At 62.6% G+C, this 26530-nt stretch carries 22 protein-coding genes; 11 read left to right on the top strand and 11 right to left on the bottom strand.

Going from position 1 to position 26530, the window contains the following annotated elements; genetic code table 11:
- Positions 1-15 precede the first annotated feature (15 nt).
- Together nuoF and ABSB13_RS02610 are read left to right on the top strand one after the other, a co-directional pair.
- Positions 16-1305: an NADH-quinone oxidoreductase subunit NuoF gene (gene nuoF, locus ABSB13_RS02615; protein ID WP_428105295.1), complete on the top strand. Its 1290-nt coding sequence runs from the start codon at positions 16-18 to the stop codon at positions 1303-1305.
- A gap of 40 nt (positions 1306-1345) precedes the next feature.
- Positions 1346-2929 carry an NADH-quinone oxidoreductase subunit G gene (locus tag ABSB13_RS02610; protein WP_428105293.1) on the top strand — a complete coding sequence of 528 codons (1584 nt, stop codon included), beginning with the start codon at positions 1346-1348 and terminating at the stop codon, positions 2927-2929.
- A 55-nt stretch (positions 2930-2984) separates the two neighbouring features.
- Here ABSB13_RS02610 and ABSB13_RS02605 read toward each other — a convergent pair whose 3' ends face one another.
- The 3 genes from ABSB13_RS02605 to ABSB13_RS02595 all read right to left on the bottom strand — a co-directional run bounded on the left by ABSB13_RS02605 (position 2985) and on the right by ABSB13_RS02595 (position 8215).
- Entirely contained in the window at positions 2985-3299 is a 315-nt protein-coding gene (locus tag ABSB13_RS02605) for an Hpt domain-containing protein (RefSeq protein ID WP_428105291.1), read from the bottom strand.
- Positions 3284-6532: a response regulator gene (locus ABSB13_RS02600; RefSeq protein ID WP_428105289.1), complete on the bottom strand. Its 3249-nt coding sequence runs from the start codon at positions 6530-6532 to the stop codon at positions 3284-3286. Before ABSB13_RS02600 ends, ABSB13_RS02605 begins: the two co-directional genes overlap by 16 nt.
- A 153-nt stretch (positions 6533-6685) precedes the next feature.
- Complete coding sequence (locus tag ABSB13_RS02595; RefSeq protein WP_428105287.1) at positions 6686-8215, bottom strand: hypothetical protein; 1530 nt, start codon at positions 8213-8215, stop codon at positions 6686-6688.
- Positions 8216-8313: 98 nt separating this feature from the next.
- On the opposite strand from ABSB13_RS02595, the gene thiO reads away from it, so the two are divergent.
- Positions 8314-9456, top strand: a complete 1143-nt coding sequence (thiO, locus tag ABSB13_RS02590) for a glycine oxidase ThiO (RefSeq protein WP_428105285.1) — start codon at positions 8314-8316, stop codon at positions 9454-9456.
- Between the two features lie 92 nt (positions 9457-9548).
- Here thiO and ABSB13_RS02585 read toward each other — a convergent pair whose 3' ends face one another.
- From ABSB13_RS02585 to ABSB13_RS02565, 5 genes are read right to left on the bottom strand one after another with little or no spacing between them, the layout of a single operon-like run.
- Complete coding sequence (locus ABSB13_RS02585; RefSeq protein WP_428105283.1) at positions 9549-10280, bottom strand: alpha/beta fold hydrolase; 732 nt, start codon at positions 10278-10280, stop codon at positions 9549-9551.
- Between the two features lie 45 nt (positions 10281-10325).
- The gene (locus ABSB13_RS02580; protein ID WP_428105281.1) at positions 10326-11534 is read right to left on the bottom strand and encodes an efflux RND transporter periplasmic adaptor subunit; all 1209 of its coding nucleotides are present in this window, start codon (positions 11532-11534) and stop codon (positions 10326-10328) included.
- A 2-nt stretch (positions 11535-11536) separates the two neighbouring features.
- A complete protein-coding gene (locus ABSB13_RS02575; protein ID WP_428105279.1) occupies positions 11537-12700 on the bottom strand; it encodes an ABC transporter permease in 1164 nt (387 codons plus the stop codon).
- Between the two features lies 1 nt (position 12701).
- Complete coding sequence (locus ABSB13_RS02570; RefSeq protein WP_428105277.1) at positions 12702-13841, bottom strand: ABC transporter permease; 1140 nt, start codon at positions 13839-13841, stop codon at positions 12702-12704.
- 15 nt (positions 13842-13856) lie between these two features.
- Positions 13857-14585: an ABC transporter ATP-binding protein gene (locus tag ABSB13_RS02565; protein WP_428105276.1), complete on the bottom strand. Its 729-nt coding sequence runs from the start codon at positions 14583-14585 to the stop codon at positions 13857-13859.
- A 505-nt stretch (positions 14586-15090) separates the two neighbouring features.
- Between ABSB13_RS02565 and ABSB13_RS02560 the strand changes: the two genes are divergently transcribed.
- From ABSB13_RS02560 to ABSB13_RS02530, 7 genes are all read left to right on the top strand, one after another.
- Complete coding sequence (locus ABSB13_RS02560; protein ID WP_428105274.1) at positions 15091-16656, top strand: alpha/beta fold hydrolase; 1566 nt, start codon at positions 15091-15093, stop codon at positions 16654-16656.
- A gap of 595 nt (positions 16657-17251) precedes the next feature.
- Complete coding sequence (locus tag ABSB13_RS02555) at positions 17252-17986, top strand: hypothetical protein (RefSeq protein WP_428105272.1); 735 nt, start codon at positions 17252-17254, stop codon at positions 17984-17986.
- Between the two features lie 663 nt (positions 17987-18649).
- Positions 18650-20293 (top strand): DegQ family serine endoprotease, encoded by a 1644-nt coding sequence (locus ABSB13_RS02550; RefSeq protein ID WP_428105270.1) that lies wholly within the window; start codon positions 18650-18652, stop codon positions 20291-20293.
- Positions 20294-20561: 268 nt separating this feature from the next.
- Positions 20562-20858: a hypothetical protein gene (locus ABSB13_RS02545; protein ID WP_428105269.1), complete on the top strand. Its 297-nt coding sequence runs from the start codon at positions 20562-20564 to the stop codon at positions 20856-20858.
- A complete protein-coding gene (locus ABSB13_RS02540; protein ID WP_428105267.1) occupies positions 20855-21706 on the top strand; it encodes a helical backbone metal receptor in 852 nt (283 codons plus the stop codon). The genes ABSB13_RS02545 and ABSB13_RS02540 overlap by 4 nt, the downstream gene beginning before the upstream one ends.
- A 75-nt stretch (positions 21707-21781) precedes the next feature.
- A complete protein-coding gene (locus ABSB13_RS02535) occupies positions 21782-22165 on the top strand; it encodes a hypothetical protein (protein WP_428105265.1) in 384 nt (127 codons plus the stop codon).
- 12 nt (positions 22166-22177) lie between these two features.
- Positions 22178-23380, top strand: coding sequence for a CaiB/BaiF CoA transferase family protein (locus ABSB13_RS02530; RefSeq protein WP_428105263.1), 1203 nt, complete (start codon positions 22178-22180; stop codon positions 23378-23380).
- 111 nt (positions 23381-23491) lie between these two features.
- Here the strand turns inward: ABSB13_RS02530 and ABSB13_RS02525 are convergent, their stop codons facing one another.
- Genes ABSB13_RS02525 through ABSB13_RS02515 form a run of 3 tightly spaced genes read right to left on the bottom strand, consistent with a single transcriptional unit; the run spans position 23492 to position 25087 of the window.
- Entirely contained in the window at positions 23492-24034 is a 543-nt protein-coding gene (locus tag ABSB13_RS02525) for a methyltransferase family protein (protein WP_428105261.1), read from the bottom strand.
- A 13-nt stretch (positions 24035-24047) separates the two neighbouring features.
- Positions 24048-24413: a SpoIIAA family protein gene (locus tag ABSB13_RS02520; protein ID WP_428105259.1), complete on the bottom strand. Its 366-nt coding sequence runs from the start codon at positions 24411-24413 to the stop codon at positions 24048-24050.
- The gene (locus tag ABSB13_RS02515; RefSeq protein ID WP_428105257.1) at positions 24410-25087 is read right to left on the bottom strand and encodes a TetR/AcrR family transcriptional regulator; all 678 of its coding nucleotides are present in this window, start codon (positions 25085-25087) and stop codon (positions 24410-24412) included. The genes ABSB13_RS02520 and ABSB13_RS02515 overlap by 4 nt, the downstream gene beginning before the upstream one ends.
- Positions 25088-25203: 116 nt before the next feature.
- Here ABSB13_RS02515 and ABSB13_RS02510 point away from each other — a divergent pair, with 116 nt between their 5' ends.
- The gene (locus ABSB13_RS02510) at positions 25204-26526 is read left to right on the top strand and encodes an aminotransferase family protein (RefSeq protein WP_428105255.1); all 1323 of its coding nucleotides are present in this window, start codon (positions 25204-25206) and stop codon (positions 26524-26526) included.
- Positions 26527-26530: the final 4 nt, after the last annotated feature.

Raw genomic sequence — 26530 nt, 5'->3', positions numbered from 1 at the left:
CGCACCCGGATTCACATGGAACGGATACTGACTCGCTGGCTGGATATCCCTGACCTTCGCAAGCTCGACGTGTACGCCGGCAACGGCGGATACAAGGCGCTGCGCAAGGCGCTGTTCGAGATGAAGCCCGAAGAGATCATCAACGAGGTCAAGAACTCGAATCTGCGCGGGCGCGGCGGCGCGGCGTTTCCAACCGGCGTGAAGTGGAGCTTCATTCCGAAGGAATCCAAGAAGCCGGTCTATCTGTGCTGCAACGCCGACGAGAGCGAGCCCGGCACGTTCGCCAATCGCTACGAGATCGAGTTCGATCCGCACTGCATCCTCGAGGGCATCGCGATCGCGTGCCGCGCGGTCGGCGCGCATACCGCATACACTTACCTGCGCGGCGAGTTCACCGTGCAGAAGAGAATTTTCGACGCCGCAATCGCCGAGGCCTACGCCAACAATTACCTGGGCAAGAACATCCTCGGCTCCGGCTTCGACCTCGACGTATTCACGCATCGCGGCGCGGGCGCATACATCTGCGGCGAGGAAACCGGGCTGCTCGAATCGCTCGAAGGCAAGCGCGCGTATCCGCGCAACCGTCCGCCGTTCCCCGCCATCCAGGGCGCGTTCGGGTGCCCGACCGTGGTCAACAATATCGAGACGCTGTCGAACGTCCCGCACATCATCAATCGCGGCGCCGATTGGTACAAATCGATCGGTCCCGAAAAAAGTCCCGGTCCCAAACTCTTCTGCCTCTCCGGCCACATCAACAAACCGGGATTGTACGAATTGCCGATGGGCTTTCCGCTCAAGGATCTGATCTACGAGGTCGGCGGTGGAATCCTCGACGGCAAGGCGCTCAAGGGCGTCATCCCCGGCGGTTCGTCGTTCCCGATCTTCACGGCGGAAGAGGCGGTCAAAGTCAACATGGATTTCGAGTCCGTCCGCGCCGCCGGTTCGCTGATGGGAACCGCGGGCGTGATGGTGATGAACGAAGACACCTGCATGGTCGATGCGCTCAAAACGATCGCGCATTTCTACCATCACGAGTCATGCGGACAGTGCACGCCGTGCCGCGAAGGATGCGGCTGGATCGAAAAATTGCTCATCGAGCTGGAAGCAGGGCGCGGCAAGATGGAAGACCTCAAGGTGCTCATCGATGCCGCCTCCAACATGGAAGGCAATACCATTTGCGTGCTCGCCGACAGTCTGTCGATGCCGGTGAAGAGCTTCATCCCCAAGTATCGCGACGAATTCGAGGCGCACATCAAGCTCGGGCGATGCCCGTTCAAAGACGGCTCCGCGAGACAGGCTGCCTAATCGCGGACGCAAGCGAAAAGAGCAACACTGAAGAAACCAGATGCCCAAGCTCACCATTGACGGCAAGGAAGTTGACGCTGGCGCGAACCTGAATCTCATCCAGGCGGCCGAACTCGTCGGCATCGAGATCCCCCAATATTGCTACCACCCCGGCTTGACGATCGTCGGCAACTGCCGGATGTGCCTGGTCGAAGTCGAAAAGGCGCCCAAGCTCCAAATCGCCTGCAACACACGCGTCGCCGAGGGGATGGTCGTCCATACCAAAAGCGAGAAGGCCAAGACCGCGCAAAAGGCGGTGCTCGAATTCCTGCTGATCAACCATCCGATCGATTGTCCCGTCTGCGATCAGGCCGGCGAGTGCAAGCTGCAAGACTACTACATGGATTACGATCAGCAGCCGTCGCGCTTTCCGTTGCCCAGGAAAAATCACAAGGGCAAGGCGATCGACATCGGCTCGGGCGTGATGCTCGATCAGGAGCGATGCATCCTGTGTGCGCGATGCACGCGATTCTTCGACGAAGTGACGAAGACCTCCGAGCTGGCGATTTTCGAGCGCGGCGACCATAACCGCATCGACATCAATCCCGGCCAGCCGGTCAACAACAAGTACGCCGGCAACGTCGTGGACATCTGCCCGGTCGGCGCGCTCACCGAAAAAGAATTCCGCTTCCGGATGCGCGTCTGGTACCTGCATCGCACCGCGTCGGTATGCGGCGGATGCGAGCGTGGATGCGCTATCGATATCCACCACCATCGCGGCCGCATCTACCGCTTCAAGCCGCGCTTCAACCCCGGCGTCAACAGCTACTGGATGTGCGACGAGGGCCGTCACAGTTTCCCCGGGCTGCAAAACGAGACGCGCCTCACGTCGCCGCTGGTGCAGGCGAAGGACCAGCTGGTGACCGAGCCCTGGGGCGAAGGTATCCGGCGCGCAGCGTCGATCATCGCGGATTACAAGCGCCAGTACGGCCCCAATTCGATCGCGGCGGTCGTCGATGCGCAGTCCACCAACGAAGAAGCGTTCGCGCTGAAGCAGTTGATGAAAACCGCGATCGGATCGGATCGAATAGCGACGCTCAGCTGGTCGCCGCCGGGCGCCAGCAGCGATGACGACCTGCTGATCCGCGCGAACAAAAATCCCAACGCGCGCGGACTCGCGGCGCTGGCGATCCCGGCCGACGGACTCGACGGACTCGCAGCCGCAGTCGCGTCGGGCGAACTCAAGATGTTGATCGCGATGCGCGCCGACTTGGTTCGCGCTTTCGGCGAAGAGGAGTTCGTCAGGCGCTTCGGCGCGCTCGACTACATGCTGGTGCTATCTACGGACGCCAACGAGACCTGCCAGATGGCCAACCAGGTCTGGCCGATTGCGGCGTATCCTGAAATCGACGGCAGCTTTACGAACTTCAAGGGACGTGTGCAGCGAATCAACGCGGCGTTTCCACCGCCCGGAGCCGCGATCACTGCCGTCGAGGTAATCGCGAGGCTCGGCCATGCGCTCGACGGCGTCGATCGTCCGAACTCGGCGGACGCGGTGTTTGCGTCGATGGCTGCCGCGGAGCCCGCATTCAAGGGCCTCAGCCTCGCGACACTGGGCGAGCACGGCGCCGACCTGGCAAGCTGAATTCCCTCAGCCCTGGCAGTTGGAGTGCAAGCTCGCCGCCAATGACGCGGCCGGGCTAATCCCTGGACGGCTGGAACACTATCTCGACACGATCCATGTAGTTGAGCAGCTGGCGCGCGAGTGCGGCCACTGCGCCATCGTCGCGGATCGCGGCGGCTTGCTCGAGCGAGCGACCCATCTCCGTCATCGATTCGAATCCGTAGCTGGTGCCTTCGCCCTTGATCCGATGCGCGATGCGGCCGATCTCCGCGTAGTCGCGGCGCGCATTCGCGTCGACAATCGTTGCGACATCGGCGCGCTTGTGGGTCAGGAACCCCGGGATCAGCTCGCTAAGGTCCTCGTCCACTTCGACTATTACTCGGTCTGGCATGTTGCCTCCTTGAGGTTGCGGTTGATAAGGCGCGCGGGCTCGTCATCCAACGGGTTGGCTTCGATCGCGCCGCGAATGGCATCGAGCAGCGTTGATTTTTTGACTGGCTTGGTCACGTGCGCGTCGCATCCCGCGGCCTTGGTGCGATGCGCCGCTTCTTCCAGCGCGGATGCCGTCAGGGCCACGATTGGAGTGCGGCGGCGATGGTTTGCCCGCTCCCAGCCGCGAATCCTGCTGGTCGCCTGGTAGCCGTCAACGATCGGCATCCGGATATCCATCAGCACCAGATCGAACTTCCCGGCGATGAATTTATCGATTGCCTGCTGGCCATCTTCGGCTTCTTCGAGGCGATAGGGCGTTTTTTTCAGATACGCACGGATCAACGCGCGGTTATCCTGTGAATCGTCGGCGAGGAGAATTTGCAGCGGCCGATCGAGTATTGCCGAAGCCGTTGAAATCGGCGCGATTGCCGGCGACGCGAACCTGTCGCCGCGCGGTTCGATGCACACTCCGTCGCACGCTCGCGCGACCGCTGCGAACAACTCAGCGCGCCGCACCGGTTTGACAATATAGTGGTCAACCCCGATCGCACGCAGCCGCCCAACCTTGCTGGTCAAGTCATTGGTACTGAGCATCATCACGATCTGCGGCGCCGCGGGGCCGCCACTCATGAGATTTTTTGCGACGTCGAACCCGCCCGGCGCAGGCATCGTGCTGTCGAGGAGTATGATCTGGAAGCACGAGCTTCGCGAAGCGTCGCTACGAAGCACCGCCAGCGCCTCCGTTCCCGACGACGCCTGAGTCACAGTCGCCCCTTGCGCTGTGAGCAGTTCCGAGAGAATCGACCGGCTGTCGGAGTTGTCATCGACCAGCAGAATTCTCACGTCGCCGAACGTCAGATTCCGCGGCTTCGCCGGCGCCGTCCTGGCGCTTGCCGCCCCAAGTTGCGCGGTGAATGAAAATGCGCTCCCAACTCCAGGCTCGCTGGTTACCTCGACCTTGCCGTGCATCAGCTCAACCAGCCGCGCGACGATTGCCAGTCCGAGCCCGCTGCCGCCGTATTTGCGCGAGGTCGAAGAGTCGGCCTGGGTGAATGCGTTGAACAGCAGGTGGAGCTTGTCGGCTGCAATTCCGATTCCGGTATCGGTCACCGTGAACTTGAGGCCGGCCGCGGTTGTGGAACTCCGGTCGGGCTCGACCAACACCAGCACCTGTCCGTGCTGGGTGAATTTGATCGCATTGCCGACCAGGTTGATGAGGATCTGCCCGAGTCTGAACGGATCGCCGAGCGCGAGCTCGGGGACTGCCGGCGCAAAGCGCGCCATCAGCTCGAGGCCTCTTTCATGCGCGCGGATCGCCAGCGTCTCGAGTACCTTCTCGGTCACGTCTTTGGGATCGAATTCGACCGCCTCGAGGCTGATGCGCCCGCTCTCGACCTTGGCGAGGTCAAGGATGCTGTCGATCAGCTGGAGCAGCACCTGGCTGTTGGTGATGACAGTGCTCAAATATCTTCGCTGCTCATCGTCGAGTTTCGTTTCCATCAGCAGATCGGCCATCCCGAGAATCGAGTTCATCGGCGTGCGAATCTCGTGCGACATGCTCGACAGGAACTCCGACTTGGCCCGCGACGCGGTCAGCGCTGCCTCGCGCGCGCCGACCAGTTCACGTTGCGTCATCTTGAGGTCGGATATTTCGCGCGAAATAGTCAGGCAGCAGAGCTGTCCATACAGCTCCAGGTTCACTGCTGAAATTAGCACCGGCCGCTCCGAGCCGTCCTTGCAACGGAACGCCACCTCAACGTTGCGGACTTCGTTGGTGCTGAAAAGTTGATTGGCGAAGGCAATCATTTCGTCCGGATGGATCCACAAATTGAGCTCGGTGAAATGATGCCCGATGGTCTCTTCGCGCGAAAACCCGGTCGTCCGGGTGAATTGCTGGTTGACATCGATGTACTTTCCGTCGACTCCGTTGAGCGTCATGCTGTCCAGGTTCGCGTCGAAAAGTTTGCGGAAGGTCTCCTCGCTGGCGCTGAGCGCGTTTACCTGCCGTGACAATTCCTCGCGCGCCGCCAGCAGGTCGCGCTCGACGCGCTTGATCTCCGTGATGTCGCGAATCATCGAAATCACGCACGACTCGCCATTGACTTCGACCACCGAAGCCGAGATCAGGTTCGTCTCGACGCTGCCGTCTTTGCGGCGCTGGGTGATTTCCATGTTCTTGACGCGCCCGGTTTGTCGAATGCTCTCGAGGAAGCGGTTTATCTCGTCTTCGTTCGGCCACAGCCCAAGTGCGAGCAGGTTGTTCCCCATCACGTCGCCGCGCGTGTAACCCGCGACCCGGTACTCGTCGTTGACGGCAATGAAACGTCCGTCGGAAAGGCGGTTGACCGCGATGTTGTCCGGCGACGCTTCGAATACCTTGCGCAGCATCGACTCGCTTGCCTGCAGCCGGACGTGATTGCTCTCCCGCGCCGATGCGGCTTGCGCGCGCAGCTCCATCTCGCGCCTGAGTAAGCGATGGTTCTCGGCCAGCGCCGCCAGCTGCTCGGCCAGTTTCCGGCGATAGCGGGCGCCATGGACCGCGCTCAGTTGCGACAACAGCGCCGCGCTCACCAGCACCATCCAGGCGATCGCGAGGCGCGAATCCGGACCCGTCGCTTGCATCGAGTACCCCAGCAACGCCAGCGCCCCGCTAACATTGAAGGCTGCCTGCCAACGCGGGCTCCATGGAACCAGCGCGCCTGAGCCCAGGAAAGACAGCAGAATAGTCGCCACCAGTACGTCGCCGTCGCTATTGATCGCTGCAATCCACGCCGTGATCGCCAGAATCGACGCACCGATTGCCAGCGCTATCGCGCGCCAGATCCGCATCGCACGCGGCGACAGCGTTGCCATGAGCGCAACCACGGCCAGCGTCATGCTGGTGATATGAAGCGGCAGAGTTCGCGCGAAGGTCTGCGGATATTCCCCGCCGTCAAGCACCGTGTATCCAATCTGAAATGCTATGATCGCAAGTGAGGCCGCGCGCAGTACCGACGACACCCACTCGGAATTGTCGCCGTCGCCCATCACGAGCGTCACCGCCTGGTCAGGACCGCCCGCCGGCTCCAGTGCAAGGCCGTCGGTTATGGCGGGCAATGCGTCATGCGTGGCCGACGCAGCCGTACCGTTAGCTAAGTGGCGCGGTTGCGCCTTCCCCGAGCTGTCGGCGACCGGATCGATCTGATGGTCCACACCTTATTAGCAAGTCCAATGCCCGCGCGCAGCGCGGCAATGAGTTGCTATCGCAGGCTGAGGTTGGCTTCGGTCGTCGAGGTTTTTCGCAGTCGCGGCAGGTGTCCCAAAATGCGTTGCTCGCGACCCATTCTCCATCAGTCGACGCAAGGCTCACGGAAAATAGCTGTCGGCAAGCTTGCCGCCGGTGGGCGCCTCGACGGGCAACGAGGCTCGCGCGAAAAGCGCCGCGGTCGCATCGCTATAGAGCAAATGCCACCGTACGTCCTGCCTGACAACGTCGTAGGCCCTGGTATGCGGGCCGATCAGCACGAAGTCGTGGGGATATGTGTCGAGCACGTTTTGCGCGCCCTCCAGTCCGTAGAAAAAGATAGCATATTGGCGGATGAGCTTGTCCGGATAGACCAGCTCGCAGCGTCCGTCGATAAAGACCCGGCTGTCATTGCCCACGTGCCAGATCAGGTATTCGCCCCATTCGTACTGGTTGAGGATGTTGCCATGAAGGCCATTGCGTTGCATGAATGCGACCGCGCCGGCCGGCTCGGGCTTCCAGGTTTTGAGCCGATTGGAAAAAGTTCCACCCACTAGCGCGACCAGGAGCGCCGAAATTGCCAGCAGCGCCGGCGCCGGCTCGGTGCTGACCGTCGGCTGCGGCGGCTCGCTCTCCAATGCCAAGGTGGCATGGCGCGCCAGCGGCGTCGCGAGCGCAATCACCGCCAGTGCTAGGTTGCGCGCGGCATAGAAGGCGCCCCCAATGAAGATCGTCGCGATCGCGATTAAGGCCGCGTCCCCGAGCCAGGGAGCCATCGCAACTGCCGCGATGAAACCGGCAAACAGCAGGATCGGGGCAACATCCTTGAGCAGCTCCGGCTTGGACTCGCGCCACATGGATAGCAGCGTGCTCGGCAACGGCACCCAGTCATTGACTATCTGCCGAATCAGCGGATCGGAGACCGAATGCGCTACTCCCGTCCACAGGCCCACGCCGAACGGATTGAGGATCGTGGCGCCCGCGCATCCAAGCGTGACCAATCCCAGCCGGCGCGCCGAGGCCTTGCGGCTTGCGTCTCCAAGGCCCTGGATGAACAAAACCGCAACCGCAATGATCATCGCGCCAAGTCCTATCGTGTAGCCGCCGTGAAGATTGGCCCACAGCGCGAACATCGGAATCAGCGGCCACAGTATTGCTCCGCCCCGATAAACTTCGATCGCGACTACCGTCATCACCACGCTCAGCATCATGAAGGTGAAGAGCTGAGGCCGAAATTGCATCTGAGTCGCCAGCGCAACGGCGATAAGTATCAGCGTCATCCTCTGAATCCGGCTCGACGCGCGGGTGGCGGAAATTCCGATCGCCAATGCCAGTATCGTGATGCTCGCGCAGACGAGCTTCAGGAGCTTGAGGCCGAATACGCCGAGATGCGCGTAACTGACGGCCAGCGCCACCTGCGCCAGCCATTCGTGATTGTGCCACGGCATTCCCGCCGCGCTGTAGGAGTAGGTATCGAAGCGTGGAATATGACCGGTGCGGAGGATCGCCTGGCCGGTCAGAATGTGCATCCACAGGTCTGGATCGGCGAAGTTGTCAGCCGTCGCGAGTGCGATCGAAAGCACCACCGTCCATCGCGACGCCGAAAGTAGCGAGTAGCTCTGGATCTTCAACGACGGCTGCGAGTGAATCATCGTCGGCGCATTTGCGCAATACCGACAGGCTCGCGGGCGAGCTTCCACCACCTCCGTCGCGCCGGTAATCTGGTCGTCGTCAGGTTCTAATTGAAAACGTGAAAGCTCTCGTAATCGGCGGCGGCATAATCGGAAGTTCGGTCGCGTGGCGGCTCGCCTGCGACGGTGTCCAGGTCTCCGTCTTCGAGCGCGGCCGTCTCGGCCTTGAAGCTTCGTGGGCGGCGGCTGGACTCATCAGCCCGCAGGCCGAGGCGCACGAACCCGGCGTGTTCTTCGATCTCGCTCTGGCCGGCAAGAAATGCTTCGACGCGATCGTCGAACGGCTCACCGCCGAGAGCGGCGTCGATCCCGAGTACGACCGTCACGGGGTGCTCTACGTCGCCTTCGACGACGCGGCGCGCGCGGAACTGCAATCGCGGGCGCGATGGCAACGCGCGGCCGGTGGCGACGTCGAGGAATTATCCCCGCGCCAGGCGTTCAAGCTCGCGCCCGTGCTGTCCGAAAAAATCATCTTCGCGCTCCATATGCCGGACAATCGGCGCGTCGAGAATCGCAAACTCACCCTTGCCTATATCAACGCCGCCACTTACGCCGGCGTCGATTTCCGCGAAGGCGCGCGCGTCGATTCGATCACCACCACCGCCGGGCGCGCCACCGGCCTGCGCCTCGCCGACGGATCACTTGAGACCGGCGATGTAATCATCAACGCCGCCGGCTCATGGGCTGGCGACATCCGCGGTCTTGAAGACGATCGAATCCGCTTCTACCCGGTGCGCGGCCAGGTTCTGAGCTTCGACGCGCGGCCGGGCCTGGTGGTGCCTTCGCTGTTCTCGGGCGGCGGACTATTGGTGCCGCGGCGCGACGGGCGGCTGCTCGCCGGCTCGGTGTTCGAGGATGCGGGCTTCAACAAGTCGGTCACGCTCGATGGGATGGAACGGATCCTGCGCACGGTGCGTGCGATGGTCCCGTCGATCGCCTCGATTCCATTTCGCGAAGCATGGGCGGGACTTCGCCCGGCCACCGACGACTTGCTGCCGGTGCTCGGCCCATCGCCGACGGTCGCCGGCGTGCTCTACGCCGCCGGACATTTCAACAGTGGCATTTTGCTCTCCGCGCTAACCGGCGAAGTGATCGCCGACCTGGTCAAGGGCCGGTTGCCAGGCATCGATCTGGCGCCCTTTTCGCCCGCCCGCTTTCGCGACGGCGCCGCCCACCGGATCAAACCCGCCGACATGATATGAGCGCCACGCGCATGCGCGAGGTGAGCGCCCAACGGCATCGATTGCCGGGAAATTGATCGACCTGCCGCTCGCTCACAACCGGGGCGCTCGCATCAATCGCCGCGCGCCAGCTCGTGCAGCGCGCGCGCGCATTCCACCGGATGCGTGAACATCACTTCATGCCCGCTCTTGACGAACTTGAGCGTTGGATTCCTGAGCCGGCTCGAAAAGTGGGGATGCCAGCTGGGTGCGCCCGCGACCGGCATCTGGTCGTCTTCGCAAACGATATAGCTGCTGGGAATTCCGGTGGCGAAGTAGGGCGCCATCGGCACCGGCGCGAGCAGGGGCGCCAGCGGCTGCGGACCCAGCGCCGCCATCACGTATTCCTTGAGCGCAGGCGCCATGTCGTTGGTAAGCCCGTCGATAGCTTCCTTGCCCAGCATCTCGATTGTAATCGATCGCTCCGGCAACGAATCGATCGCCGCCGCGAGCGGCGACGCCGCCGTGTCTATGACCGGCTGCCCGTCGAGCGCCACCATCGCCGTGACCCACACCACGCGCTTGATCCGCGCGGGAATCTTCGCCGCGACGCCGGAGATCGTAAGCCCGCCGAGACTGTGTCCCGCGAGCACCACGTCTTTCAGATCGTGGCGCTCGATAAACTCCGCGACGCTGTTGACGTAGCTGTCGAGCGTCACCTTCGCGCGATCGGCGCGGTTCATGCCATGCCCCGGGAGATCGACCGCGTAGGCTCTGTCGCCCAACCGCTCGAGTTGATTGATCACCGCGGCCCAGCACCATCCGCCATGCCACGCGCCATGCACCAGTACGAATGTCTCCGCCATCTCTCTTCCTTCTTTTCCTGATTCAGGCGCCGCGGTCACCCCGGCCTACGAACTCTCCGGCGTGACGGCCTGTCCTTCCTTGAGCGTTGCCGGCGGTACTACTATCACCATCTCGCCGCCGCTCAATCCATTCCTGACCTCGACGCCTTCCTGGAACTCGTGCCCGAGCACGACCGGGACCAGATGCGCGGTGGCGGCGCGCACGACCCACACTGAACTGGTGCTGCCCTCGGTGACGATCGCTTTCTTCGGCACCAGCACCATCGGGGCAGCCGCGGTCTGCGTCATAATCGATTGGAAGGTAACCTTGGCGCTCATTTCCGGCTTGATAATCTTCAAATCGGGCTGAAGGATTCTGACTTCGACCTTCACGGTGCCTTTTTGGCGGTCGGCCTCCGGATAAATCTTCACGACCTGCGCCGGAAACGGATTGTCGGGGTACGCGTCCGGGATCACCGTCGCCGGCGTTCCCATCGTCACCTTGGCGATATCGCTTTCGTTGATATCGACTTCGCAGCGCAGGTCGCTCAAGTCCGCAAGCTGCGCGATATCGGTGGCGCCGCCGCCGGCCTGGATTTCGCCGCCGTAGTTAATCGTGTCGCCGAGTTCGCGATACTTCTGCAGCACCACACCGTTGATCGGCGCCGTGATCACGGTCTGGCTCACGTTGAACTTTGCGAAATCGATCGCGCCGTCCGCTTTCTTGAGCTCCGCCTCCGCTACCGAGAGCTGATTCTCCGCGTCCTCGAGCGAGTCCTTCGATTGCACGTGTTGCTTGTAGAGTTCGCGCAGGCGTTGCGCGCGCGCCCTCTTCAGCACGACGTTGGCCGCCGCCAGATCGCGATCCGCGTAGGCCTGCTTCAGTTGCGCCTGGTAGTCGCGATCGTCGATCCGCGCCAGCAGGTCGCCGACCTTGACGCGCTGTCCTTCCTCGATCGGCTCGGCGACTATCTGGCCGAGAATCTTGGTGCCGATCACGATGTACTTGTGCTTGGTGATGATATAGCCGCTGCCGGTCAGCACGGTGCCGGCCTGTCCCGCCTGTTTCACCGTGACGATCGCGGTTTGCACTTCGGGCGGACGGCCGATGGTCCGCTGATAGACGAAAAATCCCGCCGCGCCGGCCACCGCGAGAATCGCGAGCATGATCGCGGCCGGGACGATTCTGCTCGGCTTCTTGGGCTCGGCCGCGCGCGCAATCCGCAGCGACTCGAGTTCGCGGATATTGGGACCCCGGGGTGATTCGGTGGACACGGTCAGACGCTCGTGAGCGCATCGACGATCGACATTCTCATCGCTTGTCGCGCCGGCAGCCAGCCGCCGACCACGCCCATCACGGCGGCGAAGATCAGCGCCTCGATCACTATTGCAAAAGTGACGTGGAAGCTGAACGCCAGCGTCGAGAAGGTGACAAAGTTGCCGAACGTCGAACTCAAACCGTCGATCGGCATCGCCAGCACGATTCCGATCGCGCCGGCCGTCACCGCCAGCACCAGCGACTCGAGCAGGAACGACGTCATCACCGCGATCGGCGCGAAGCCGAGCGCGCGCAGCGTGCCGATCTCGGTGGTGCGCGACGAGACCGCCGCGTACATCGTGTTCATCGCGCCAAAGATTGCGCCGACCGCCATGATTACCGCGACGATCATCCCGAGCACGCGCATCTGGTTGGCGACCACCGCCTGGTCCTTGTAGTAGTCCGCCTCGGTCTCGGCTTGCAGATTGATTCGGGGATCGTCCGCCAGCCGCCGAATCAGCGCATCGCTGTCCGCGCCGGGCGCAAGTTTGAGACGCACGTCGGCGTAATACGCGCCGCGCTGCGCGTCGTCCTGCACATTATGGATATCGCCCCACACCTCGGACTCGAACGAGCCGCCGGCCGCCTCCATTATCCCGACCACCTTCCAGTTGCCGCGCCCGAAGCGAAGCGTGGAACCGAGCGTCGTGTTCTCGTAATGCCCCATCAGGCCCTTGCCGACGATCACTTCGTTGACTGACGGATTGAACATCCGGCCTTCGACGATCTTGACCTTGGGATGGACCTTGAGCGCGATCGGCAGAACTCCGCGCACCACGATATTGTCGCGGCCGCCGCCGGTGCGCTCCATCAGCGCCTGCACCGGCAATTCCGGCGACGCGTCGACCTCGCCGTCGGGCTCGCGCCGGATCTGCGGCAGGAATTTCATCGCGTCGAACTGATCGAGCTGGATGGCGGAATAGGTCTCGGTGGTCGCGCCTTTGCGCAGCACGATTACGTTGTCGGGGTCGCCGGTGTCGGAGATCGCCGAGTTGAGTCCCGCCACCAGCGCCATCACGATCACGAACACCGCCACCACCAGCGCAATTCCGCCGCCCGTCATCGCCGTGGAGACGCGCCGCACCAGCAGCGAACGCACGTTGTACTTCAGCGGAATAGCCATCTCAGGCAACCGTCCTTAGCGCATCGACGATATTGCGCCGCGCCGCCGAACTGGCAGGCACGAGTGCGCTGAACAGTCCTATCAGCGCGGCCACGACCAGGGTCTCGGTCGCAATCGCCGGCTGCATGTGGATCGAGCCGAGCGGGCCTGCCGCATTGCCGACCGAAAACACTTTCAGCACGATATACGCCGCGCCGCATCCGATAATCCCGCCGGCCAGGCCTATCAGGATCGACTCGGCCAGCAGCATCGACAGAATCGTGCGCGAGGGAAATCCGATCGAGCGCATCACCGCAATCTCGCCGCGCCGCTCGCGAATCGACATCGCCGCCGTGTTGGCCGCCACCAGTCCTATCATCAGCACCACGATAAATCCCAGCAACTCCGCCATCCGGAAAAACGTGCGGTACTGGTCCATGAAGCTGCCGATAAACGCCGCCTCCGACTCCGACAATGTCTCCGCCGACGAGTTGGCGAAGCCTTCATCGATCGCCGCGATTACCTGCGGCACATTCTCAGGCTTATCGATCTTGACCCAGATGTTATCGACCATGCCGGGACGTCCGGCCGCCTCTTCCAGGTAGTCGCGCCGAAAGAGCAGAAAATTTGGGGGCGCCTTGCCGCTGAACGTGCCCACAATATTCAGCGTCACGTTGAACGGATAGAGCGTCCCGCGCAACTGGATCTGCTGTCCGAGGTGCAGATGGAAGCGCTTCATCGTATCGCCCCCGACCAGGCACGCGGTGCGGATCTTCTTGAACTGCTCGAACTGCTCCTTGCTGATTCCGTAATCGGGCCACATGAGATCGGCCTGCTCGGGATCGACCGCCAGGTTCGGAAACTCATCGTAAACTTCATGGTACACGCCGCCGAACCAGCTCTCCGCCAGCACCACCTCGACATGCGGGACGCTCATGATGCGCTGCTTGTAGGCCTCCGGAATCGGGTAGGCCAGCCCCGCCTTGTTGTGGGTCGCGATCCGGGTGGACGACGCCGTGTCGCTGAGGATCTGGTTGGCCGCGGTCGGGACGCTGACCAGCGCCGAGAAGATAAACAGCGAGACCGCGATCGACACCACGGTCAGAATAGTGCGGCGCTTGCTGCGCAACAAATTTTTTAACACCAGCGCCGCGTACTTCATGGCTGGCTCACGCCTCTAGGCATGCGCCGCCGCGTCCGGCGCCGCGCCGCGCTTGCCCGGCTCGACGCCGGCGAGCACGCCCTTGTCGAGCCGGTAAACGGTATCGACGTAACGCTCGGCGCGCGGGTCGTGCGTGACCATCACGATCGTTTTCTGGAACTGGCGATTAAGATCGACCAGTAAGCTCAAGATTTCCTCGGCCGACTTCGCGTCGAGGTCGCCGGTGGGCTCGTCGGCGACGATGATCGTGGGATCGGCGACGATCGCGCGCGCAATCGCGACCCGCTGCTCCTGCCCGCCCGACAACTGGCGCGGATAATGATCCATCCGGTCCGCCAGCCCGACCACTTTAAGCGCCGTCTCGACATGCGCGCGCCGCTCGGCCTTGGTGAGATGGGTCAGCAGGAGGGGCAATTCGACATTCTCGAACGCCGTCAGCACCGGAATCAAATTGTAGAACTGGAACACCAGCCCGATATGGCGCGCGCGCCAGCCGGCCAGGTCGCGCTCCTTCATGCCGGTGATTTCCTCGCCGCCGACGGCGACTCGTCCGCTGGTTGCGTGATCGATTCCCGCGATCAGGTTGAGCATCGTGGTCTTGCCCGATCCCGACGGCCCCATGATCGCCACGAAGCGCCCGGTCGCGATCTGCGCGGTCACGTCGTCGAGTGCGCGGACCTCGAACTCGTCGCGCTTGTAGATTCGGGTCACGTGTTCGAAGTCAATTGCGTGCTTTTGGTCCATGAGGTTATGCCTTTTGAACCCGACGGCGGTTCATTTTACGCCAGTGGCGCCGCGGGCTAATTTGAGCCGCGATCTCGCGCGCCGTTTCATTTGTATTTCACGCTCAAGCTGCGCGCAAATCACGGTGCAGGGCTCAGCCCTGCCCGTGGCGGCGGGCAGGGGTGACCCCTGCACCCAGTATTAAGGCCGCCCGCCGTTGGCGGGCGACAGGGGTGACCCCTGTACTCGATGTTAAGGCCGCGCTCCGTTGTCGCGCGCGGTCTCTTAATACTGGCCTCCCGTGCCAACCGTTCTTCCATCGTGTAGTCGCGAAAAGATGCGTTGCGCAGATTTTCGCGTCTTCCTAACACCGGGTGCAGGGGTCACCCCTGCCGCCCACCGCGCAGGTGATTCTTCCTTCATGCAGTACCAACGGGCGCGCGGGGTGATCGACCCGTGCGCGCACGTCTGGTACATCAAAATGCTAAACGCGGACGGCGGCCGGGAGGACGCAGCCTAATTCACCATGAAAATTTCGCGCATCATCACAATCGGCCTCGCAGTTGTATTTATTCTGGCGATCGCGCGGCTGGCACGGCTGGAAAACCACGGCCCGTCGCACACGCCGATCATGTTGCCGGGTCAGGAACCGGCCACGCTGTACATGCCCGGACCGGAGCGTCCATTTTTCATGCAACCGCCCAAACCCGCGGACCAGCGACCGCCGGCGGTGGTGCTGATTCACGGCTTCATGGCGGATCGCAAGCTGATGAGCGTGCTCGCGCGACGGCTTGCGGAGAACGGTTACGCGGTGCTGGCGATCGACGTTAACGGGCATGGCGAGAATTCCAATCCTTTCGGCGGCGGCGTGGGCGACTCCGGCAGCCTGCGCGAGGACGTGAGGCAGGCGGTCGGTTATCTTCGCGCCAGCCAGTTTGTCGATGGATCGCGAATAGTGGTGATGGGGCATTCGATGGGCGCGGGCGCGGCGCTCGACTACGCGATGCACGATCCCCATATCAAAGGCGCGGTGATGATCTCGGGCGGATGGGAGCTCGGTCCGGAACGTCCGAAGGATGCGCTGTTTATTTTTGCCGAGCGCGATCCGGACATGATCCAGGATACGTCGCCTGCGCTGGCGGCGCGCATGGCGGACGTGGCGCAAATCGAGCTCGGCAAGACCTACGGCGATTTCGCCCAGGGCAACGCGGTCGAAGCGATCCGAATGCCGGGGCTCGATCACATAACGATCGTCTATTCGGCGGAGGCCGCCGCCACGATCGTGAGATGGCTCGACAGCACGTTTGGAATCACCAGAACTGGAGCGATCGAAGTTGCAGATGCGCGGCTGGGGGCCACCGGATTGGCGCTGTTGTTCTTCGTGATTCTGCTGGTGCCGATGGGCAGAGCCTGCGGCTCGATGGTGGCGCATTGGGGCAACGAGCGGCCCGGACCCAGCGGATGGATTGGACTGCTGATCCTGGGCGGCGCGCTGATTGCGGCGATGCCGCTGGCGGCGGCCGACCCGGCGTCATTTGTGCCGGTGGTGGTCGGCGACGCCCAGCTCTCATGGTTCGGGGTCGCAGGTCTGATCATGGTGGGCGTGCTCGCGCTGTCGCACTGGCTTGATTGGTACCGCATCCGCGACGGGGCCGGCGCCGCAATATTCGCCGCGGCACTGGGTTTCGCGCTGGCCTACGTGTGCCAGGTGGCGATGACAATGGCGTTCCATCACCTGTCGCTATCGCCCGAGCGGCTGATGGTCATGGCGATGGCGAGCGTGCTGTCGTTTCCGTTCTGGATGGGCTTCGAGTTGCTGGTGCGACGGGGCGGGCTGGCGATTTCGACGGTCTGGGCCGCGCTCGGCCGCATCCTGATCGTGGTTTTGATGGCGGTCGGCGTGAGCCTGGGACTGCTGCCGTTTTTCCTGATGCTGATCCTGCCGATCATCGTGCTGAATTTCGTGATGATCGAAATATTCGCGGCGTCGGCCTACAGCGCGTCGCACAATCTGACGCTGATCGCGATTTTCGAAACGCTATGGCTCGCGTGGCTGATCGCGGGCTCTAGCCCGATAACCTTCACGTTCTGATTTGCGGAACCCACCGTGGGTTCCGCACCTCCTTGGGCAGGGCTGAGCCCTGCACCCACTGTTAATCGCTAAGTCGCGAAGCCGCGCCTTAGCTCTCAGGCTCATGGCACGAGAGCGAGAGACGTGCCGCGGCCGGGGGGTGACCCCTGCGCCCAGTGAAAGGAGAGAAGATGCGGGCTTCGCCCTGTTGGGAATTCTTAGAGGGAGGCTTTCGGCGTCGTGTCTGTCTTTTGTGTCATTCTAGAGCGAAGCGAAGAATCCCGGTTCCTTCTTTGCCTCTACCGACAGGGCGACGCAAAGAAAAAGATCCGGGGTCCCTCGGCTTCGCTCGGGATGAAAGAGGGGGCGCGGGACCTTTTCGGATGGCGGCGGGTTGCTAAGGTGGGCGAGCGCATTAGCGGTGCAGTGTGCTCGAAATAGGCTCAGAGGCGCGGGCTGCATTCGCGCTCTTCGGTTGGGATCGAAAGGTTCGGGCGCGAAGAGGCCCAGCGCAACGCCGCGGACTATCGAAAGTTAAGGCGTTGGTGATGTTTTGCACGCGGCAAGGCGCGTTGGGGACGAACTCCCTGCTCCGCAAAGCTAAATTGGGAACGGCATGCATGCAGACGAAAAATGGTTAAAGTACGCACGCGAGGTGCTCCAAGCGCCGCCCGATCTTCTCAGTTGTTGTGACGGGGGCATTCCCTCCAATTCATCAAATCCTGCCTATGCCGCCAGAATTAGACGCTGGCCGGGATACATAGGCAAACGATACGCAATAGGCCGGGTCCTACTGGTGGGGGCCATCCACAACCCCGCGAAGCTTTTTCAAGCGATAGGAAACGATCTTGAGCAGGAAGTCAGGAACTGGTTGGTCGAGGAGCCGTCCGCCAGATCTAACGGGCGTTACCTAGATGCGGTTCGGAGAACCTACACGGCGGCGTATCGGGAATGGGCTAAATTCACAGTCTGGCGAAACTTCGAGCGTCTTCTCGGATATTGCAAACTCGGATTTGACGAGGTGGCGTTCACGAACCTCGCCAAGTGTTATCTCGAACCCCAAAGACCCAAAGGAAAACGCGTGGGTTACACTGAGTTCGTGTGCAGGTGCAACTCGCACTATCCGATAAACGCCTTGTGCGGGGCGATCAAGCCTGCACTGGTTCTGATCGCGAGCGAGGCGAAGAAAATAACCGAAATGACTCCGATCAAGGTCGAGACAGAATCTTCGTTGCCTTTGGTTTACCGATTCGTTAACGCGGGTCCAAAACAGGGTCAACGCAACGGCGAGCCTATTCAGCAGTGGGGGCCGGTTGCTGTGCAGCACTATCGCAACGCGCTGGGCCGGTAGTCGAAATCGGTAGGAAACGCACCCCGCGCCTAACGACCCCGCGTGATCCCAATTCCGATCACAATTGCGCCCCCCACATCGCAAAATCGCGCTCTGGCATGGGTTTTCCGCTCCCGGCGCGAGCATTCTTGATGCGAGACCCGTCGCGAGCCTGGGCGAGGTGCCCGGTGACTCGCGTCGGCCGTGTGTCTGTCAGACCTCCCGACCGGGCGAGGCAGAGAAAAGGATCCGGGTCCCTCGGCTTCGCTCGGGATGACGGAAGGGGCGTGGCTGATCGCGGGGCTGAGCCCTGCACCCGCTGTTAATCGCTAAGTCGCGAAGCCGCGCCCGTTTCTCTCGGTTTCTTGCGCGAGAGCGAGAGACGCGGTTGCCGCGTATCTCGCGATTCTCACTGCGCCGTCGCCGCCGCGACCGCACACCGCGCAGGTGATTCTTCCTTCATGCCTCCGCAAGCGGCGGGCGGCCGATCGGGGGGCGTTTTATTATCCTCGCGAATTTGATTTGATAGATCGGTTGGTAAGGGCCTCGACCGGGCAGCGTGGACGGCAGACGGTCAGGCGGGTGCCTGAATTTCGGCCGAAATTTATCGTCCGATAGTTTACATGGTCCGGTACTTGTCCTGCCGCATGACGCAAGAGTTTCGCTGCATTCCAGGAGGATTGCATGGTTAAGAAGATCGCCGCCGTGGCCGGCGGCGTTTTTATCGGCCTGATTATAGCCTTTGCGCGCGTCGGCGCGTTCCCTTTCTGGGGTTCCGACTCGAATGCTCCCGCGCCGCCACCTGCGCAGCAAGCGCAGGCAGCGCCGGCGGAGCCCCTGCCGGCGCCCCCGGTGCCCGGGGTACATGTGGCCCCGGCGCCGCCGAATGCGCCTGAGCCGACCGAAAAGGTCGGAGTAATCTCCTCGTTCGCGCCGCTGGTGAAGCGAATGATACCGGCGGTGGTGAGCGTCAGGGTGGTTCAGGATGTGAAAGTTTCGGGAATGCCGTTTGGAATGGCGCCGGGTGGGCCCGGCGACGACAATGGCGGCGATGAAGAGAACGGCGGCGGTGGCGGCGGTGGTGATCAAGGAGGCGGGGGGGGCATGCAGCCTGGCGATCCGTTCGACCAGTTGCGCCGCTACTTCGGCCAGGGCGGTCAACGCGAATTCAAACAGCGTGGGCTGGGATCGGGCGTGATCGTGTCGGCCGACGGCTACATCCTGACCAACAATCACGTGGTTGGTAACGCCGACGAAATTCACGTTACGCTGGAGGACAAGCGCGAGTTCACGGCGAAGGTGATCGGCAAGGACGCGAAGACCGATCTCGGGCTTATCAAAATCGATACGAAGGACGCGTTGCCGGTCGCGACGCTCGGAGATTCAAATTCGACGGAGGTCGGTGACTGGGTAATCGCAATCGGCAACCCGTTTGACGTCGGGATGACAGTGACGGCGGGAATCGTCAGCGCCAAGGGACGAATCCTCGGCGGCGACTATGACGATTTCATTCAGACGGACGCGTCGATTAATCCCGGCAACTCAGGCGGCCCGTTGATCAATACGCGCGGCGAGGTCATCGGAATCAACACCGCAATCTACAGCCGTACCGGCGCCAACAACGGTATCGGCTTCGCCATCCCGATCGACATGGCGCGCAACGTGATGGATCAGTTGAAGGCGCACGGGCGCGTGGTCCGCGGATGGCTGGGCGTGGAAATTCAGGAAGTGACGCCGGACCTGGCGCAATCGTTCGGATTGCCCAAGCCCGAGGGCGCACTGGTTGCCAGCGCGGACAAGGACGGGCCTGCGGGCAAGGCGGGAATCGAACGCGGCGATATCGTGCTCAGTTTCAACGGCCATCCGGTCAACGACGAGCATGAGCTGCCCGCGCTGGTCGCGCAGACACCCATCAACCAGAAGGTGCCGGTCGAGGTGGTGCGCAACGGCAAGCACGTCAGCCTCGAGGTTACGATTGGCGAGCGCAAGGAGCCGCAGGTGGCGTCGGCCAAGTCCGAGGAGCCGGGCGGCAACTGGGGGATGCAAGTCGGGGACATCACGCCCGAGATCGCGCAGCAGTTCCATCTCGAGAGCACCAAGGGTGTGGTGATTCAGAAGGTGGCGCCGGACAGCCCATCGGCGGAGGCAGGTCTTCAGGCGGGCGACGTGGTGATGGAAGTGAATCACGAGAAGATCGCCGCGCTTGCGGATTTCGTCGCCAAGGCAAAAGAAGCGCAGACCCAGAAGAAGCCCGCGCTGCTGCTGGTTCAACGCGGCGGTGCGACGCTGTACACGGTGATCAAGCCGGCCGGCTCGGCGCAGGGCTGATCGAAAAGTAAGTCACATGCAGTCGACGCGCGGCGCATCGAGCATCTCGATGCGCCGCGCGGCTTTTGGGCGATGGCGGCTCGGCCCGATCGCGCGCGGCATCGCGACGGCTGATCGCTCGACGGGGCCGTGTGGTTCTATTAGGCGAGCCTGTGCGGTAGCATTTCTGGCGGTGCTCGCAGCGGAGGGGAACCAGGTGGCGGATTCATTACGAGCGGGGCCGGCGCGAAAGCGCGCAGGTGCGAGACGGCCGGCGAGAAGGAAGACGATGCGGCGGCGGCCGGGAATCCTGGTGCTGGCCGCGCTTGGGGCGCTGATTTTGGGATTTCTGGCGAAACGAACGTTCATCCCGTCAGCCGTCCATTACATTGCATATCGGCCGCCCGAACAGCCGCAACCGATGAGAGAAGCAAGTCCGCCCGCCGCTGCGCAGCCGAATGGCAACGCGGATGATTCGGTGGCGGCGAGCGCGAAATCCAATGCGGGCGCGGGCGGCGGTTCGGAGCAACTGACGCCAGGCGATCGCAGCGCGCTGGACGCGATTCTCAAACGCAAGGCCAAGTGACGAACAATTCGATGGCGGCCTCGATGCAAATAGCGGACGACATGGGCTTTCGCGTCGAGCTCGAGCGCCCGCCGTCGCGAATCGTATCGTTGGTGCCCAGCTGGACGGAGACATTGTTCGCGCTGGGGTTCGATTCCGAAGTCGTGGGCGTCACGAAATTCTGCGTCGCGCCGGTGGCGGCGGTTGCGTCGATTCCAAAAGTCGGCGGGACCAAGAACCCCGACATCGACGCAATCGTGAAGCTCGCGCCCGAGCTGGTGATCGCCAACGCCGAGGAGAATCGGCGCGAGGATGTGGAGCGGTTGCGCGCGGCGGGAATCCCGGTGTTCACGACTTATCCGCGCACGGTGCCGGGCGCGGTCGAATCGATCATGCGGATGGGCCGGGCGCTCGGCCGCGAGGCGGCGGCCGCCGCGCTGGCCAAGGAGATCACGCTCAGCGTGAGCGGAATCGAGGCGACGCTCGGAGTATGGAGCAAACTGCGGCTGCGGGTTTTCTGCCCGATATGGAAGAAGCCGTGGATGTCATTCAACGCCGACACCTATGCGCATGACGTGCTGCGGATGCTCGGCTATAACAACATCTTTGCGTCGGCGGGCGAGCGGTATCCGATGACGACGCTCGAGGAGGCGGTCGAGCGCCGCCCCGATATCGTGATACTTCCCGACGAGCCGTACGAATTCGACGAATCCGACGTCGCCGAGTTGAAGACGCTGCTTCCGCCCGCGCTCAGCCGCCGCCTGCTGACAGTCAGTGGGCGCGACCTGCATTGGTACGGCGTTCACATGGTGCGGGGGCTCAAGTCGCTGGCGGAGAGAATGGCGCGGGTGCGCGCCGCGGTTCTATAATCGGGTGGTGCGCAACGACGCGGTGCGTTGATCAAAATGAGGCCGCGCGTGGATCGGAATCGATGGGAGATTAGCATGATCCCGAAAATCAGCCTGACCGCCGCGTTCTTTCTGATGGTGGCGCCGCCGATGGCGTGCGCTTCGAATCGCGCGCCCAGCAATCCCGCGCCGATAACCCGCCAGGCGCATGCAGCGCCGCCGGGCGTGGTGGTCGCCCAGGACGATCAACCGAACCTCGGCACTTCCACTAACGACAGCGACAGCAATTCAAACGATAGCGCCGACGACAATCAGAACGCCGACGAGAATCAGAACGCCGGCGACAATCAGACGGACCAGCAAAGTGCCGCCGACAACGATCAGGCGAATCCGCCGCAGGTCCCCGACGGTTCCGAAAACGATCCGGACGCGCTGCCCAGGTCCGGAGTGTTTTCGCATCGGATAATCCCGTCCCAATAGCGCGGCGCCACGATGACCGCACCACTGGACGGAATCAAGGTACTGGACCTGACCAAGCTCGCGCCGGGTCCGTTTTGCACGATGATCCTGGCGGATCTCGGCGCTGAAGTGATCAAGATCGAGGAGCCGGGGCCTCCCACCGGAAGACGCGCGGATCAAGCCGGCGCCGCCGGCACGCAGGGGCCGGTAAGCAGCTTCAGCAGCTCGCCGTACAACGCGCTGGGGCGCAACAAGCAGTCGATCGGGATCAATCTCAAGAGCGGCGCGGGCAAGGAAATCTATTTTCGCCTCGCCGAGCGCGCCGACGTTATCGTCGAGGAATACCGGCCGGGCGTCGCCAAGCGGCTGGGGATCGATTACGAGCAACTCTCGCCGCGCAACCCGCGGCTGATCTATTGCGCGATCACCGGCTTCGGGCAGAACGGGCCGTATCGCGATCTGGTCGGCCACGATATCAACTACATCGGGACCGCCGGCGTGCTGTCCCTACTGGGACGGCCCGGCCAGCCGCCGACAATTCCGCACAACCTGATCGCGGACTACGCCGGTGGCGGGATGCATGGTGCGATCGGAGTGCTGGCGGCGCTGGTCGCGCGCAGTCAAACCGGACGGGGACAGTATGTCGATATCTCGATGATGGACGGCAGCCTGGCGATCCTGGCGCAGGCGTTCTCGGCATTTTTCGCGGGCGGGAAACTGCCGCAGCGCGGCGAGACGATATTTGACGGCGGGATTCCCAACTACAACGTCTATCTGACGAAGGACGGGAAATACATTACGATCGCGGCGATCGAGCCGTGGTTTTTCGCCAACCTGTGCCGCGCAATCGGCCGGGAAGATTTTATTGCGCATGAGTTTGATTCCAGCAAACGAGCGGAAATAGCCCGGGTGTTCACCGAAACATTCAAAACCAAAACGCGCGATGAATGGTTCGCGATTCTCACCAGGAACGACATCTGCGCGGGCAGGATGCTCACGCTCGACGAGGTGCCCAGCGACCCGCAGGTGCTCGCGCGCGAGATGATCGTCGAGGTCGAGGGCCCCGGCGGCCAGAAGATCAAGCAGGTGGGCGTGTCGGTGAAGTTCTCGGATACGCCGGGATCGATAAGGTCGCTGGCGCCGCAACTCGGGCAGCATACCGACGAAATCCTGGGCGCGCTTGGTTACGCCCAGGACGAGATCGACCGCTGGCGCGAGGCGGGCGCAATCAAGTAGGGCGCCGTCGCGCGGCGAGATTGGCGACGCCGGCAATCGCCGCAATGCCGCAATCTGTTCAGTGTCAGGCGCGGTCCGCCTCATTTCCGCGCGGATTCGGACTCGGCGCGATCATAGCGGCAGGCCGGGGAGGATACGTCCACGGACTCGTCGCCGGTACTCGATGTACGGCTGGCCGAGTTTCCGCTCGAGGCTCTCCTCCTCGATTATCGTCAGCAGCCACAGACCCGCCCACCACACGGGAACCAGAGCGATGCCGATCTCCGAGCGGAACATCACTGCCAAACCGAGGCACCACAACACATCTGAAAGATAGAGGGGATTCCTGACGATCCGGTAAAATCCTCCGGTCCTCAGGCTCACCCCAGCCTCGGGCCCTGTGAACGGCCTGATCGCGAACGCAGGAAGCGCGAAAACCATTCCTGCGGCAAAGATCACGCCTCCGACGACCCAGCTCCAGTCACCCGCCGCGAGCCTCGGCTGAGTTACCGCGGGCAGGACCAGCACCACTCGCCCCAAGGTGAACATTCCCACGGTTAGCAATCCCAGTGATCTAAATTTCCCCAGCCTGGTGCTGCCCACCCCGGCCGCGGCGCCTGCCAATGCGAACATGCTGACCAGTGCCCAGAAGAAAGGATCCCCGAAGATTTTCATGGATGGCTCCCGCTCACGCCGCGACGATCCATTTGCGGGCCTCTGATGCCTGGGCGGTCGTGAAGATTCTCATCTTTCCGGGCATCAGAAAGCGAAAAGCGCCGACCAGATGCCTGATCCAGGCGACGTCGGTCACGACGGCCGCCCGTTCCCAACGGGAAAGATGCTCGATTCCGAGTTTGAAATCTTCCCATTCGGCGCCGAAATCGAATCCGGTGAACTGGGAACCCAGATCGTAGTAAAGCCGCAGCTTGGCATTTCGCTTCAGCGACTTTTCTATTGCCGGTATCACCACCTCAAGGTAGTCCTTCTTTGTCACCTCTCCCGTGGCCAGGAGTCCCACTACATTGTCGGGCAAGCCTTCGATAATCTCGATCATGGTGCGTGTCCTCCTGTAGTAATTGAGATTCCGTCTACGCGGGGATAGAAACCCCGCATCGCTATCGCGATGCCGCGGCGGATTTCGTCGCCCGCCATCTCGGCACTGATCGCGTCGTTCATCAGGTAGGCGGTGAGCCAGGTGAAGCAGACGCCGTACAGCACCGTCGCTGCGGGCAACGGTTCAAGGTCGGAGGCGAGAGTCCCGTCGCGGCGGTATCGCTCGAGCAGCGACGAGAGCTGCAACACGAGTTGCACATCGGCTTCGAACAGGCGCTGTCCCACGGTGGACGGCTCCGCAATCGCAGCGCCGAACAATTCGCGCCACAGCCGTCGGTCGTCACGCGTGATGTCGTCGAGAAAAATCCCCGTGAACGCGGACACCGCCGCCAGCGGATCGCGCGGCGGGTCCTCCAGGATCTTCCGCCCGCGCGCGAGCATCGATTCCGTTTCACGCCTGACGATTGCGAGCAGCAGGGCGGATTTGGACGGGAAGTAGTTGTAGATTGTGCCGACCGCGAGTCCCGCGCGCCGGGCGATGTCTTCCATCGCAACCTCAGCGTAACCCTTCCTGGCGAACAACCGCTCCGCAGCCTTGATGATGCACTGCTCGCGCGCCTGCTTCTGCCGGCTACGGAGTCCAGGCGGCTTGCGCAAGGTGAAAGGTGAATTCATTCATTATTTCTTTAGCTGCTTATCGGGAGTTTTGTCAAGAAAATATGAATCGATTCATATTTGGCTGGAAAGGACGTGCGTTGCCCGCGGCCTCGAATCACGGTTAAGATTCGGCTATGCCACAGCCACCTCCGATGTTCATGCGCGGCCCGCACGATCCACTTTGTATCGAGCGCGCCGAAGGTCCATGGCTCTACACCTCCGACGGCCACAAGATCCTGGACGCGGGCGGTGGCGCCGTGGTGGTGAACATCGGGCAAGGGCGCCGCGAAATCGCCGAGGTCGCCGCGCGCACGATCGCCAGCCTCGATTACATCGTGCCGGTCTGGACCTCGCGCCAGCGCGAGCGGCTGGTCGAGCGGCTCTCGCGGTGGACTCCGGCGGGGATGACGCGGTTTTTCTTTACCAGCGGCGGATCGGAGTCGGTCGAGGCGGCGCTGAAGTTCGCGATTCTCTACCACCGCGCTCGCGGCCAACGATCGAAGAACAAGATCATCGGGCGGCGCTTCTCCTATCACGGCAACACCATCGCGGCGTTGTCGGCAGGCGGGAGCGGGCGGCGCGCGGACTACGAAGACATTTTGTTGGACTGGCCGAAGATCGATCCGAGCTACTGCTACCGGTGCCCGTGGGGCAAAACCTATCCATCATGCGAGATCGACTGCGCGACGGCGCTTGAAAAAGAGATCCTCAAGCACGGCGCCGACTCGATAGCCGCGTTTATCGCCGAGCCAATGATGGGCTCGAGCGGCGGCGCGGTGCCGCCGGTCAAGGAATACTGGCCGAAAATTCGCGAGATCTGCACGCGCCACAACGTGCTGCTGATAGCCGACGAAGTGATGACGGGCTTCGGCCGCACCGGACGGCGCTTCGCCGTCGAGCATTGGGACGTCGCGGCGGACATTCTAATCGGCGGCAAGGGACTCACCGGCGGTTACATGCCGATGGGAATGATCGCGGTCAAGGAATCGCTGGTCGAGGAACTGGAGCGCGCCAGAGCCGACTTCATGTTCTACACCTACAGCTCGCATCCGGTGGCGTGCGCGGTCGCCGACGAGGTGCTGGCAATCATGGAGCGCGAGCGGCTGGTGGAGCGCTCGGCAGAAGTGGGCGCGCGGCTCGGTTCCAGTTTGAAGGAGGAACTGTCGGGGCATCCAATGGTCGGCGACATCCGCGGCGCCGGGATGTTCTGGGGAATCGAACTGGTGCAGGACAAGGCGACGCGGATGCCTTTTGCGCCCGAAAAAAAAGTGACCAATCGCGTGCTCGGCGCGTCGGTTCGACGCGGGATGTTCTTTTATCCGGCGACCGGGATGGCGGGAAAGGCGGGTGGCGACGCGATGATGATCACGCCGCCGTTCATCATCGGTGACGCCGAAATCGAGTTGATCGTTCGCACGGCGCGCGCGGCACTCGACGAGATTCAGCCTAACCTGTAGCGTT

Source organism: Binatus sp. (SeqCode) (assembly GCF_050013435.1).
GTDB lineage: Bacteria > Desulfobacterota > Binatia > Binatales > Binataceae > Binatus.
This window is presented reverse-complemented; position numbering and strand designations above follow the sequence as displayed.

Bases quoted from the DNA above. Each gene is read 5' to 3' on its own strand.
- nuoF (WP_428105295.1), top strand. From the start codon at position 16: ATGGAACGGATACTGACTCGCTGGCTGGATATCCCTGACCTTCGCAAG.
- ABSB13_RS02610 (WP_428105293.1), top strand. From the start codon at position 1,346: ATGCCCAAGCTCACCATTGACGGCAAGGAAGTTGACGCTGGCGCGAAC.
- ABSB13_RS02605 (WP_428105291.1), bottom strand. From the start codon at position 3,299: ATGCCAGACCGAGTAATAGTCGAAGTGGACGAGGACCTTAGCGAGCTG.
- ABSB13_RS02595 (WP_428105287.1), bottom strand. From the start codon at position 8,215: ATGATTCACTCGCAGCCGTCGTTGAAGATCCAGAGCTACTCGCTACTT.
- ABSB13_RS02585 (WP_428105283.1), bottom strand. From the start codon at position 10,280: ATGGCGGAGACATTCGTACTGGTGCATGGCGCGTGGCATGGCGGATGG.
- ABSB13_RS02575 (WP_428105279.1), bottom strand. From the start codon at position 12,700: ATGGCTATTCCGCTGAAGTACAACGTGCGTTCGCTGCTGGTGCGGCGC.
- ABSB13_RS02570 (WP_428105277.1), bottom strand. From the start codon at position 13,841: ATGAAGTACGCGGCGCTGGTGTTAAAAAATTTGTTGCGCAGCAAGCGC.
- ABSB13_RS02565 (WP_428105276.1), bottom strand. From the start codon at position 14,585: ATGGACCAAAAGCACGCAATTGACTTCGAACACGTGACCCGAATCTAC.
- ABSB13_RS02560 (WP_428105274.1), top strand. From the start codon at position 15,091: ATGAAAATTTCGCGCATCATCACAATCGGCCTCGCAGTTGTATTTATT.
- ABSB13_RS02555 (WP_428105272.1), top strand. From the start codon at position 17,252: ATGCATGCAGACGAAAAATGGTTAAAGTACGCACGCGAGGTGCTCCAA.
- ABSB13_RS02550 (WP_428105270.1), top strand. From the start codon at position 18,650: ATGGTTAAGAAGATCGCCGCCGTGGCCGGCGGCGTTTTTATCGGCCTG.
- ABSB13_RS02545 (WP_428105269.1), top strand. From the start codon at position 20,562: ATGCGGCGGCGGCCGGGAATCCTGGTGCTGGCCGCGCTTGGGGCGCTG.
- ABSB13_RS02535 (WP_428105265.1), top strand. From the start codon at position 21,782: ATGATCCCGAAAATCAGCCTGACCGCCGCGTTCTTTCTGATGGTGGCG.
- ABSB13_RS02530 (WP_428105263.1), top strand. From the start codon at position 22,178: ATGACCGCACCACTGGACGGAATCAAGGTACTGGACCTGACCAAGCTC.
- ABSB13_RS02525 (WP_428105261.1), bottom strand. From the start codon at position 24,034: ATGAAAATCTTCGGGGATCCTTTCTTCTGGGCACTGGTCAGCATGTTC.
- ABSB13_RS02520 (WP_428105259.1), bottom strand. From the start codon at position 24,413: ATGATCGAGATTATCGAAGGCTTGCCCGACAATGTAGTGGGACTCCTG.
- ABSB13_RS02515 (WP_428105257.1), bottom strand. From the start codon at position 25,087: ATGAATTCACCTTTCACCTTGCGCAAGCCGCCTGGACTCCGTAGCCGG.
- ABSB13_RS02510 (WP_428105255.1), top strand. From the start codon at position 25,204: ATGCCACAGCCACCTCCGATGTTCATGCGCGGCCCGCACGATCCACTT.